Here is a 12,759-nt window from a genome sequence, read left to right as displayed (position 1 = left end):
GATTTGCCGACTGAAATAGGATGTTCAGTCGGTTATTTGTGCTCTTTGCATTTGACTTAAAAGAAAATAGAGCCAAATTTTATTTACTTGCAAACTTCACTGGAGAAACTGCTTTTTATGCAATCCCTGACATTACAACCTATTCCTTCAATTAACGGCACAATTAATTTGCCAGGGTCAAAAAGTGTCTCAAACCGCGCACTGTTATTAGCCGCGATGGCTAAAGGAACGACCACACTCACTAATTTATTGGACAGTGATGATATTCGCCATATGCTGAATGCATTAACCCAGTTAGGTGTTAGCTTCCAACTGTCTGAAGATAAAACACGTTGTCGTGTGGAAGGTTTAGGCGGAAATTTATCTCATCCAGATGAGCTAGAAATATTTTTAGGCAATGCGGGAACGGCAATGCGCCCACTGACTGCTGCACTATCACTAAGTCACAATAATATTATTTTAACGGGTGAGCCTCGCATGAAAGAGCGCCCAATTGGGCACTTGGTCAATGCATTAAAGGAAGGTGGTGCTGAGATTGAATATTTGGAACAAGAAAACTACCCGCCACTACGTTTAAAAGGTGGTTTTATCGGTGGCCAGATTTCAGTCGATGGGTCTGTTTCCAGCCAGTTTTTAACCGCATTGTTAATGGCGGCTCCGCGTGCAGAGCAAGATACAACAATTACAATTATTGGCGAGTTAGTCTCCAAGCCTTACATTGATATCACGTTAGCACTGATGAAAACGTTCGGTGTTAGTGTCGAAAATCATCAATATGAACATTTCGTCATCAAAGGGCAGCAACAATACCAATCACCGGGTGAATATTTGGTTGAGGGTGATGCTTCATCCGCATCTTATTTCCTCGCTGCGGCTGCCATTAAGGGGGGCGTGGTACGAGTCACAGGAATTGGGCGCAATAGTTTGCAAGGAGACACGAAATTCGCCAATGTATTAGAAAAAATGGGGGCGACTGTTCGTTGGGGTGATGACTACGTTGAATGTGAACGCGGAACATTGACGGGCATTGACATGGATATGAATGCGATTCCTGATGCGGCAATGACCATTGGTACCGTCGCTTTATTTGCTGAAGGCGAAACAGTGATACGTAATATCTATAACTGGCGAGTGAAAGAGACTGACAGGTTATATGCGATGGCGACAGAGCTAAGAAAGGTTGGCGCTGAAGTGGAAGAAGGGCATGATTATATTCGTGTGGTCCCACCGAAAAAATTACAACATGCTGAAATTGAAACCTATAACGATCATCGTATTGCAATGTGTTTTTCATTAGTTGCGTTATCAGATACGCCAGTAACAATTTTGGATCCCGGCTGCACTGCAAAAACGTTTCCTGATTACTTCGAACAGTTGGCACGTTTAAGTCATTAATCTATTGATTGGGTTGATATTATTTTGTTTTGTATCAACCTAATTTTTATGGTTCAAATATCAATTTTTTCTTATTTTTTAGTAATCATCAGAACCTGCTTATTTCACAAATCTACTGAATTGGTATAATACCTTCACAGATTTTAATTGCGGGTAGCTCGGCTATTTGCAGAAAAGGAGATTTTTTATGGTGGCGATAGCCCCTGTAATCACCGTTGATGGACCAAGCGGAGCAGGTAAAGGTACACTTTGCCAAGCATTAGCAAACGAATTTGGGTGGCAACTTTTAGACTCAGGCGCAATTTATCGTGTATTAGCGTTAGCTGCGTTACATCACCATGTTGATATCCAATCCGAAGATGCGTTAGTGCCTTTGGCTGCAAATTTAGATGTGAAATTTGTTCCTGAAGACAATGTACTGAAAGTCATTCTGGAAGGGGAAGATGTTTCAAATCAAATTAGAACCGAAACAGTAGGAAACACGGCATCCCAAACAGCAACTTTTCCTCGCGTGCGTGAAGCGTTACTTCGACGCCAACGTGCATTTAGAACTCTACCTGGGCTTATTGCTGATGGCCGTGATATGGGAACGGTGGTTTTCCCCGATGCACCAGTAAAAATTTTTCTTGATGCCTCAGCTGAAGAAAGGGCTCATCGGCGGATGAAGCAGTTGCAAGAGAAAGGTTTTGATGTTAATTTTGAACGTCTTTTGAGCGAAATTGAAGAACGTGACTTTCGTGATCGTAACCGTTCTGTTGCCCCCCTTATTGCCGCGAAAGACGCATTAGTGCTGGATTCCACAAGTATGTCTATTGGGGAAGTTATTGAAAAAGCACACACCTATGCAAAAAAAATTCTACAATTATCGTGATAATAGGCTTTATTTTAGCTTATAATTAGATAATATACGCAGTTACCGCTATGTGATTATATTATTAGCATAGCATCAACCTTGCGACATGGAATGTTGTGGGGTATGTGAAACAACCCCATTTGGCGGGAAGCTAAGTGGACGTTAATTTAAAACTCTTGAAGATCATTAATATGACTGAATCTTTTGCTCAACTCTTTGAAGAATCCCTGCAGAATATTGAAACTCGTCCTGGTTCTATCGTCCGTGGTACTGTTGTTGCCATCGATAAAGACGTAGTCCTTGTTGACGCAGGTCTTAAATCAGAATCTGCTATCCCAGTAGAACAGTTCAAAAATGCTCAGGGTGAGCTAGAAATCCAAGTTGGCGATGAAATCGATGTAGCTCTGGATGCAGTAGAAGATGGTTTCGGTGAAACTATCCTTTCTCGTGAGAAAGCTAAACGTCATGAAGCATGGCTGATGCTGGAAAAAGCTTACGAAGAAGCTGAAACTGTAACTGGTGTTATCAACGGTAAAGTTAAAGGTGGTTTCACTGTTGAACTGAACGGTATTCGTGCGTTCTTACCAGGTTCACTGGTTGATGTACGTCCAGTTCGTGATACTACTCACTTGGAAGGCAAAGAGCTTGAGTTCAAAGTAATCAAGCTGGATCAGAAACGCAACAACGTTGTTGTTTCTCGTCGTGCTGTAATTGAATCTGAAAGCAGCGCTGAGCGCGATCAACTGCTGGAAAATCTGCAAGAAGGCATGGAAGTTAAAGGTATCGTTAAGAACCTTACTGACTACGGTGCATTCGTTGATCTGGGCGGTGTTGACGGCCTGCTGCATATCACTGACATGGCTTGGAAACGTGTTAAACACCCAAGCGAAATCGTCAACGTTGGTGATGAAATCAATGTTAAAGTTCTGAAATTCGACCGTGAGCGCACTCGTGTTTCTCTGGGTCTGAAACAACTGGGCGAAGATCCTTGGGTCGCAATCGCTAAACGTTACCCAGAAGGTACTAAACTGACTGGTCGCGTTACTAACCTGACTGACTATGGCTGCTTCGTAGAAATCGAAGAAGGCGTTGAAGGTCTGGTTCACGTTTCAGAAATGGATTGGACTAACAAAAACATTCACCCATCTAAAGTTGTTAACGTTGGTGATGTTGTTGAAGTTATGGTTCTGGATATCGATGAAGAACGTCGTCGTATCTCACTGGGCCTGAAACAGTGCAAATCTAACCCATGGCAGCAATTTGCTGAAACTCACAACAAAGGCGACCGCGTTGAAGGTAAAATCAAGTCTATCACTGACTTCGGTATCTTCATCGGTCTGGACGGCGGCATCGATGGCCTGGTTCACCTGTCTGACATCTCCTGGAACGTTGCAGGCGAAGAAGCAGTTCGTGAATACAAAAAAGGCGATGAAATCGCAGCTGTTGTTCTGCAAGTCGACGCAGAGCGTGAGCGTATTTCTTTAGGTGTTAAACAGTTAGCTGAAGATCCTTTCAATAACTACTTAGCAGCAACTAAGAAAGGCGCAATCGTGACTGGTAAAGTAATTGCAGTTGATGCTAAAGGTGCAACTGTTGAGCTGACACTGGGCGTTGAAGGTTACCTGCGTGCATCAGAAGCTTCACGTGACCGTGTTGAAGATGCAACACTGGTTCTGAACGTTGGTGATGATGTTGAAGCTAAATACACTGGTGTTGATCGTAAAAACCGTGTAATCAACCTGTCTGTTCGCGCTAAAGACGAAGCTGATGAGAAAGACGCTGTCGCAGCTGTGAACAAACAAGAAGATACAGCATTCGGCAACAATGCTATGGCTGAAGCTTTCAAAGCAGCTAAAGGCGAATAATTAAGTGGGGGCAACAGTAGTGTTGTCCCTTTGTAACGGTAGTTTAGGGAGGTACTATGACCAAGTCTGAATTAATTGAAAGACTGGCTAGCCAGCAGTCTCATCTTTCAGCAAAAACCGTTGAGGAAGCTGTAAAGGAAATTCTTGAGCATATGGCGGATACGTTAGCTAACGGTGAACGTATTGAAGTCCGTGGTTTCGGCAGTTTTTCTCTTCACTACCGTGCTCCACGCGTTGGCCGTAACCCGAAAACTGGTGATAAAGTGGAACTAGAAGGTAAATATGTTCCTCATTTTAAACCAGGTAAAGAATTACGTGATCGTGTAAATATTTACGGCCAATAATTAGGCTGTAGATCTTAATTATTACATCAAAACAGTGCTTGTATTCTATACGGCACTGTTTTTTTATATCTAACCAACACCAACACCAACACCAACACCAACACCAACACCAACACCAACACCAACACCAACACCAACACCAACACCAACACCAACACCTCTCTATTCTCTATATTTATAAAAAATATTAAAACCAATTCAAAACCATATTGAGTAGTATATCGATATTTTGCGAAGCTCCTCGCAAACGAATATGTACTTTTTTGTAAGTGAAAAATATATTGGAAAGCGCTACGTAAAATAAAAGAAAGAAACTTAAAAAATTAATAAAAATAAATAAACTAAAGCGAACAAATGCTATGTAGGGATACAAAAATTGATAAAAAATATCATCTACATAATAAGGTGGCTAAAAAATAGACTCAAAAAATATAATTCAATCGTTAGTGAAAGTTTACCTATTTCGATAACAATGGCTTCTATTGCATTGATTTTTGGTACGTTACCACTTTTATTTATACCTAAAATTATAATGTTGAGTGAATTGTTATTTGTTTTTTTATTTCTTACGTTGTTAATGATTTTTTTTCTATTTGGCAAGTTAGGGAAATTTTTAGCACTAATTATTATATTTTATCTATGGGGTAATTGGCATGGAGTTAACATTATTAATCATGTTAATTACCTATCTAACAAAAATAATGATATTGATGTGGTTATTGTTGGTACTCCTTTGAATAACAAAGAGCAAAAAATCAAAGTACGTATTGAAAAAATTAACAACCGTATTGTTTTTCCGCCTTTATATGTTACATGGAAAACAAAAGAATCTGTTTGTGCAGGGCAATCTTGGCGAATCAATGGCAAAGTAAGGCCATTGCACAGCTCACTAAATGAAGGTGGAATTAATCTACAACGCTATTATTTAGCTAATAGAATTATAGGGGTTTTGAAAAGCCAAAAAGTAAAACCATTACAAATGAGGTGTTCTGTAAGGCAAAAAATCATTTATAACTATATGGAGCTAATTAATCCATTGTCTAATAAAGGGGTTATTTATGGACTCATGTTTGGTGATAGAAGCTTATTACCCACAGATCAAACTTATTTACTACAAAAAACGGGCTTAACACATTTAATGGCCATATCAGGTTTGCATATTGGCTTAGCTTACTTGTTTGGCATTTTTATTGCTCGGGGAATTCAATACCTTTTACCAATAAAATATATCAATGAAATACTGCCAACAGTAATAGGTTTGGGATTAGCTATTTTTTATGCGTGGATCTCGGGGTTTGCTATCCCTGCGACTCGAGCATTATTTGCCTTACTATTATGGATATATATTAGAAATAAACCAGCAAGGTATTTTGTTCGGCAATGGGCTCTTTGGAGTATAGCTGGAATATTATTATTTGATCCATTGGCGATTTTGTCAGATAGTTTTTGGTTGTCTAGTTTCGCTGTTCTAGCCATTCTTTATTGGTTATCAATATTTCCATTACCATATTATTTAGCTAAAGGCGTACAGGGAAAAATTATAGGATTAATACACTTACAAATTGGCTTACTAGTATTACTTATTCCAATGCAACTTATCATATTTAATGGTATTAACGTAATGGGCTTAGTGGCTAACCTTTGGTTTGTCCCACTCGTTTCTTGGTGTGTTGTTCCTGCTATTTTAGTCGTATTTTTAGTGCCAATAGAAGTAGTTCAGCAGTCTCTTTTATATGTGATAGATAGCGTTATAGGCTTAGGGTTAAAGCCATTACCTTATTTAAGTACTTTTTGGTCAGAATTCATCAATGTCCCTTATTATTTATTCTTAATATGTTGGCTAAGTATCATTGTTGTCTTATTTAAGTGGTACAAGCGTTATTTCGGGCTTGTTAGTTGTGTGGTTATTTTAATTTTCTTAGAAAGGGGAAGTGGTAAACAATTCAAAGAAGGCTGGAGAATGACGGTATTAGATATCGGACACGGTTTGGCTGTTGTGATAGAACAAAATAATTTGGCGTTACTCTATGATACAGGTAATGCATGGAAAGGGGATAGCAATGCCCAGCGTCAAATTATTCCTTTCCTTAAATATCATGATATAACCCCAATTGGAGTAATTCTAAGCCATAATCATTTCGATCACACTGGAGGGGCTAATTATTTAATCCAGCAATATCCATGGCTAAGCGTAAGAAGTAGTTTTGGGCCACAAAAAACTTCGGCATACAGGAAAAAAAATAATAAACTTAATAAGATAAAAAATATGGCACACCTTCCATGTTTTAAAGGCCAAAAATGGCGGTGGGGGATATTAACTTTTGAAGTATTATGGCCTGAAAAGTTAGCATCGATATCGCATAATAATGATTCTTGTGTCATTCAATTAACGGATGGCCACCATAAAATTTTATTAACAGGGGATATCGAAAAACAAGGGGAAAAATCACTTGTTGCAATGTACAAGAACCAATTACGTTCGACTCTTCTTTTCGCTCCACATCATGGAAGCAGCACTTCATCAACAGATTTATTGTTAAGAAATGTTCAACCTTCAATGGTGGCAGTATCATCAGCAAGGTACAGTGCATGGAAAATTCCATCGCCAAAAGTCTATTTTAGATATAAAAATAGTAATATTAAATGGTTAAATACAGCAGAAGATGGACAGTTAACTTTATGGTTTACAAAGGAAAAAATTCAGGTTTCACGTTATCGCTATGAAATTCAGCCCCGCTGGTATCATCTGTGGTTTGGCTTACCGCTATTTCCCGAGTAGAATAGTGCGCTTACATTAAGTCTGGTAATTAAAAGTATGAATGATAAAGACCTTTCGACAAAACAAACTTTTCGTCGCTTGTGGCCGATAATAGCGCCTTTTAAAGCGGGTTTAATCGTTGCAGCAATAGCACTTATCATAAATGCAGCAGGTGATGCGTTTATGATTTCTTTATTAAAACCTTTATTGGATGAAGGCTTTGATAAGGCAGATAATGACGTTTTAAAATGGCTTCCGCTCGCGGTGTTAGGATTAATGATTGTTCGTGGTGGGTCTAGCTTTGTTTCAACCTATTGTGTTTCGTGGGTTGCAGGTAAAGTCGTGATGAACATGCGCCGTAAATTATTTGGTCATATGATGGGAATGCCGGTTAGTTTTTTTGACCAGCAATCGACAGGAACACTGTTATCTAGGATTACCTATGACTCAGAACAAGTAGCATCTTCTTCTTCCGGGGCATTAATTACAATTATTCGGGAAAGTGCTTATATCATCGGGTTGTTTGCGATGATGTTTTATTATAGCTGGCAACTTTCCCTTATTTTAATCGTGATCGCTCCTGTTGTATCAGTCACTATTCGTATTGTCTCCAAACGTTTTCGTAAGATCAGTAAAAACATGCAAACGGGTATGGGGCATGTGACGGCTAGCGCGGAGCAGATGCTAAAAGGCCATAAAGAAGTTTTAATTTTTGGTGGGCAGAAAGTTGAGACTGAACGTTTTAATAAAGTCAGTAACAATATGCGCCGCCAAAATATGAAAATGGTAACCGCTTCAGCAATTTCAGACCCTATTGTTCAGTTAATTGCATCATTTGCATTAGCATTTGTCCTATATGCTGCGAGTTTTCCTGAAATTCGTGATCAGCTAACTTCAGGTACAATTGCTGTTGTATTTTCATCAATGTTTGCATTGATGCGTCCGTTAAAATCATTAACGAACGTTAACTCCCAATTCCAACGTGGTATGGCAGCTTGCCAAACTTTATTTGCTATCTTAGATTCCGAACAAGAGAAAGATAACGGAACTAAAGTACTTAAAGAAGTTAAAGGTGATATTAAATTTGAGCATGTCACCTTTACCTATGCAACCAAAGAGCATCCTGCGTTAGACGATGTTTCATTTACTTTGCCAGCAGGAAAATCAGTTGCTTTAGTTGGGCGATCGGGCTCAGGTAAATCCACAATTGCAAATTTGATTACACGTTTTTATGACATTGATGAAGGGTCTATTCAAATTGATGGCCATGACATCCGTGAATACACATTGTCTTCATTGCGTAGCCAAGTCGCGTTAGTTTCTCAGCATGTTTATCTATTTAACGACACAATAGCGAATAATATTGCCTATGCAACAGATGGTAGCTACAGCCGTGAGCAAATAGAGAAAGCTGCAGAAATGGCCTATGCAATGGATTTCATTGCTAAACTTGAAAAAGGCCTAGATACCGTTATTGGGGAAAATGGTGTGATGCTTTCTGGCGGACAACGTCAAAGAATTGCGATTGCTCGCGCACTTCTACGCGACGCTCCAATTCTTATTCTTGATGAAGCGACATCTGCACTAGATACAGAGTCTGAACGTGCTATTCAAGCAGCCCTCGACGAGTTACAGAAAAATAGAACATCCTTGGTCATTGCTCACCGACTATCTACGATAGAAAATGCGGATGAAATATTAGTTGTACAAGATGGGCGAATCATTGAACGTGGTAACCATGCATCGCTATTAGCTCAAGATGGCGCATATTCACAATTACATAGTATTCAATTTAAACAATGATAGAACGTATTTGGTCTGGTAAATCATGGCTGTATCTCTTATTACTGCCGTTATCTTTCCTGTATGGGTTAGTAACGGTAATTAGGGATGTGGTTTATAAAATCGGGCTAAAACGTTCATGGAAAGCCCCAATTCCAGTGGTAGTGGTTGGAAACCTGACAGCGGGGGGAAATGGTAAAACCCCTGTTGTTATCTGGTTAGTGGAATCACTTACCAAAGAAGGCTACCGTGTGGGTGTTGTTTCTCGAGGTTATGGTGGTAAATCTGAAAAGTACCCGCTGATACTCGATGAAACAACGACAACTGAAGTTGCAGGGGATGAACCCGTATTAATTTTTCATCGTACTAAATCTCCTGTAGCGGTTGCCCCCAAGCGTAGTGATGCAGTTAAAGCCTTACTAGAGAAATTTCCATTAGATGTGATTATTACTGATGATGGGCTGCAACATTATGCATTGCAACGTGACTACGAAATTGTCGTTATTGATGGTCAACGTCGGTTTGGTAATGGTTGGTGGTTGCCTGCAGGGCCTATGCGCGAAAGGGCTGGGCGTTTGAAGAGTGTTAATGCTGTCGTTGTTAACGGCGGTGAAGCTCAAGAAAATGAAGCCTTAATGGCCCTTGAAGGTGATGTTGCTTGTAACCTTGTTAGTGGTGAAAAACGAGCGGTTACACAATTACCTGCGGTTATCGCAATGGCAGGTATTGGTCATCCACCTCGTTTTTTTACCTCATTAGAAAACAAAGGGGTAGATGTCATTAACACTTATGCTTTTGCTGACCATCAGTCATATGAATTAAAACAGCTTTCGCGGTTAGTTAAAAATGAGCAAAACTTATTAATGACCGAAAAGGATGCGGTGAAATGTCGTGCTTTTGCACAACCGAATTGGTGGTTCCTGCCTGTCCAAGCACAATTACAGCCGACAGACGCTGAAAAAATCTTAAGTGGAATAAAAAAACTTATTACAAATAACAAAAAAACTTGTCTATAACGTTCCTCTGTGATAATAATATCGCCAATGTGATATAGATCCACTTATTATGTATCTAGATGCAATACATTGATAATTGGATTTCATACTAGCTTAAATTTCACGCTCCGTTCTTTAGTTAGTCTTCATATCCTCGCACAATCTATACTGTAAAGTCGCTGTCACTGCATTTTGTCATCATAATGTCAAAATAGACTGTTAACTTCTCAGTAGATTTGCGGTGTCTGAAATCTACATTTATGAGCGTTATAAAATATGCACAATGATTTGTGCGCATGAATTGGTAAAGTTTAATTACTCTTTGATGTATTAATAGATCGGCAATTTATAAATGGGAAGCAAGAAAGAGTAATGATACAAAGATAAAAATATTGTTCTCAGAACAAAAGGAGTTTTAATATGAATTTTCAATTACATATGGGTCGAGTTAAATGGTTTGACGCAAAAGAAGGTTACGGTTTTATTTCCCCATTCAATGGTGGTGATGATGTATTTGTGACAACAAAGTCAATTGCTAATAAAAAAATCAAATCATTATTCGAAGGTCAAAACGTTGAGTTCTCTGTTACTCGTAATTCGGATGGCGTAACGGCAGCTGACGTTATTGCTTATTAAATAATAAACAGAACAATTTCTCCTGCTTTATCCTCTCATCTCCTGCAGGAGATCTTATTCAGGAAGATTAAAGTTAACGGTGATATCTGCATGTGATATCCTGACTCCAAGTGAGTTAAAATCCATTCGGGAGAAAACATGGATCACCGTTTACTTGAAATCGTTGCCTGTCCTGTATGCCACGGCAAATTGAGTTATAACAAAGAAAACCTTGAACTTATCTGTAAGTTTGATCATCTAGCCTATCCAATTCGTGATGGCATTCCTGTATTGCTAGAAAATGAAGCGCGCCCTATTTCATTAGATGAAGGCCAGTAATCATCATGTTTACGGTTATTATTCCTGCTCGTTATGCATCAACACGTCTACCTGGTAAACCTTTGGCCGATATCCATGGCAAGCCGATGGTTGTTCGAGTGATGGAGCAAGCGATTAAATCGGGTGCTAGTCGAGTGATAGTTGCGACAGATCACGCTGATGTTGCTAAAGCGGTGATTGAAGCAGGTGGCGAAGCTTGTATGACGAATCCAGACCATCAATCTGGAACAGAAAGGTTGGCTGAAGTTATTGATACCTACGCTTTTTCTGACAATGAAATCATCGTGAATGTGCAAGGTGATGAACCTTTAATTCCACCGGAGATTATCAGCCAAGTTGCTCATAACCTTCAGGGGAGCAAAGCTGAAATGGGGACACTTGCTGTGCCTATTAATGATGCTCATGAAGCATTTAACCCAAATGCTGTGAAGGTTGTTACTGATCACGAAGGTTATGCATTGTATTTTTCTCGGGCAACCATTCCTTGGGATAGAGACAACTTTGCGAAAAGCCAAGACACAATAGGTGATACCTTTTTACGTCATATTGGTATATACGCTTATCGTGCAGGGTTTATTCGCCGTTATATTAAGTGGGAAGCAAGCCCATTAGAAAAAATCGAAATGTTAGAGCAACTTAGGGTGCTTTGGTATGGAGAGAAAATTCATGTGGATGTTGCGAAAACGACACCAGGTGCTGGTGTTGATACCCCTGAAGACCTTGAACTAGTTAGAAAGCAATTTATTCAGTAATCAGCATTTCCCTAATAGCTGGAATAGCTAATATGCGATTTAGCTAAATGAAAGGTGTAATCTCAATAGATTACACCTTTTTTGTTACTATTCAGCGGTAATAACTTCAGGCGTGGCAAGCTGCTCTTCTAACGTTTGTGTGTTATTGGGTTTTAAATGCCACCAAAGCGTACCAAGAAATTCATACCAAGCACGTTCGCTATGACCGAAGTAATATGAGGAAGGGATGTATTTCTCCCATGGATTAATTTCACTCGTGATAACTAACTGGTTTGCGGGTGCAGGGAAAGGGTTCATTCCCCGTTGAGTAAACATAGTCATCGCTCGAGGTAAATGGTTAGCAGAAGTGACTAATAAAAAAGGCGATTTCCCAATAATTTTTTCAACTTCATAAGCTTCTTCTTGTGTATCTTTGGGTTCAGTGAGTGGGATCGTATCCTGTGCGGGAACACCCAAGGATTGCGCAACTTGTGCGGCAACTTCGGCACTGCTGATAGGGCTACTTGCTTTACCACCAGTGAAAATGAGTTTACTGCCGGGGTGTTTTAGATAAAGGCGGACGCCTTCAGTCACTCTAGGTAAGCTATTATTCAATAGGTTAGAACTTGGGCTCCAATCAGGGTTATATGTAAAACCGCCCCCGAGTACAACAATGTAACGTACCTCTTGAGGTGGAGTTTCAGTGATAAGTTCATAGCGTTTATTAAATTGTTTTTCTGCAGGAGCAAGCAAAGTATCTGAAATAGGCTGTAACCCTAATAGGGTTATTAAAACTAAACTTAGGGTAGCAAATGCTTTCCCACAACGTTGCCAGCGCGTGAACCACAGCAAAAGTAACCCGATAAACCCGACGATGAGCAATAATGGTAATGGCATCAATAGCGAACCAATATATTTTTTTAAGAGAAATAACATAACTAAGCCTATTCTTAAGAGTTATCGAACAATCGTTGTGGTGGTGTTTGCAGAAAAAAAACGCAATAAAGCAGCTAAATTGGCGTAAAAATAACAAGTTAGTGTTTAATAGCACTAAATCGAAATTTACTGAGTACAATAAAGTA

Annotated in this window: 11 protein-coding genes; 10 read left to right on the top strand and 1 reads right to left on the bottom strand. The window is 39.5% G+C overall.

Features of this window, described 5'->3' with window-relative positions:
* Window positions 1-117: 117 nt before the first annotated feature.
* The 10 genes from aroA (at window position 118) to kdsB (ending at window position 11,698) form a co-directional block, all read left to right on the top strand.
* Window positions 118-1,395 carry a 3-phosphoshikimate 1-carboxyvinyltransferase gene (gene aroA, locus PSE60_RS10000; protein ID WP_210840132.1) on the top strand — a complete coding sequence of 426 codons (1,278 nt, stop codon included), beginning with the start codon at window positions 118-120 and terminating at the stop codon, window positions 1,393-1,395.
* A 187-nt stretch (window positions 1,396-1,582) separates the two neighbouring features.
* Window positions 1,583-2,266: a (d)CMP kinase gene (gene cmk / locus PSE60_RS09995; RefSeq protein ID WP_004909557.1), complete on the top strand. Its 684-nt coding sequence runs from the start codon at window positions 1,583-1,585 to the stop codon at window positions 2,264-2,266.
* A 173-nt stretch (window positions 2,267-2,439) separates the two neighbouring features.
* Entirely contained in the window at window positions 2,440-4,113 is a 1,674-nt protein-coding gene (rpsA, locus tag PSE60_RS09990; RefSeq protein ID WP_004909559.1) for a 30S ribosomal protein S1, read from the top strand.
* Window positions 4,114-4,169: 56 nt separating this feature from the next.
* Window positions 4,170-4,457 carry an integration host factor subunit beta gene (gene ihfB, locus PSE60_RS09985; RefSeq protein ID WP_004256221.1) on the top strand — a complete coding sequence of 96 codons (288 nt, stop codon included), beginning with the start codon at window positions 4,170-4,172 and terminating at the stop codon, window positions 4,455-4,457.
* A 376-nt stretch (window positions 4,458-4,833) separates the two neighbouring features.
* Window positions 4,834-7,236, top strand: a complete 2,403-nt coding sequence (locus tag PSE60_RS09980) for a DNA internalization-related competence protein ComEC/Rec2 (protein WP_272665312.1) — start codon at window positions 4,834-4,836, stop codon at window positions 7,234-7,236.
* A gap of 36 nt (window positions 7,237-7,272) precedes the next feature.
* The gene (gene msbA / locus PSE60_RS09975; protein WP_210839492.1) at window positions 7,273-9,018 is read left to right on the top strand and encodes a lipid A ABC transporter ATP-binding protein/permease MsbA; all 1,746 of its coding nucleotides are present in this window, start codon (window positions 7,273-7,275) and stop codon (window positions 9,016-9,018) included.
* Complete coding sequence (lpxK, locus tag PSE60_RS09970) at window positions 9,015-10,013, top strand: tetraacyldisaccharide 4'-kinase (protein ID WP_272665311.1); 999 nt, start codon at window positions 9,015-9,017, stop codon at window positions 10,011-10,013. The genes msbA and lpxK overlap by 4 nt, the downstream gene beginning before the upstream one ends.
* A gap of 399 nt (window positions 10,014-10,412) precedes the next feature.
* Window positions 10,413-10,628: a cold-shock protein gene (locus tag PSE60_RS09965; protein ID WP_004909576.1), complete on the top strand. Its 216-nt coding sequence runs from the start codon at window positions 10,413-10,415 to the stop codon at window positions 10,626-10,628.
* Between the two features lie 138 nt (window positions 10,629-10,766).
* On the top strand, window positions 10,767-10,946 hold the full coding sequence (locus PSE60_RS09960; protein WP_115167639.1) for a Trm112 family protein: 180 nt from the start codon (window positions 10,767-10,769) through the stop codon (window positions 10,944-10,946).
* Between the two features lie 5 nt (window positions 10,947-10,951).
* Window positions 10,952-11,698 (top strand): 3-deoxy-manno-octulosonate cytidylyltransferase, encoded by a 747-nt coding sequence (gene kdsB / locus PSE60_RS09955; protein WP_210839488.1) that lies wholly within the window; start codon window positions 10,952-10,954, stop codon window positions 11,696-11,698.
* 87 nt (window positions 11,699-11,785) lie between these two features.
* On the opposite strand, the gene elyC is transcribed toward kdsB, so the two are convergent.
* Entirely contained in the window at window positions 11,786-12,613 is an 828-nt protein-coding gene (gene elyC, locus PSE60_RS09950) for an envelope biogenesis factor ElyC (protein WP_210839486.1), read from the bottom strand.
* Window positions 12,614-12,759 lie beyond the last annotated feature (146 nt).

The organism is Providencia sp. PROV174, from assembly GCF_028480685.1.
Lineage (GTDB): Bacteria > Pseudomonadota > Gammaproteobacteria > Enterobacterales > Enterobacteriaceae > Providencia > Providencia rettgeri.
This window is presented reverse-complemented; position numbering and strand designations above follow the sequence as displayed.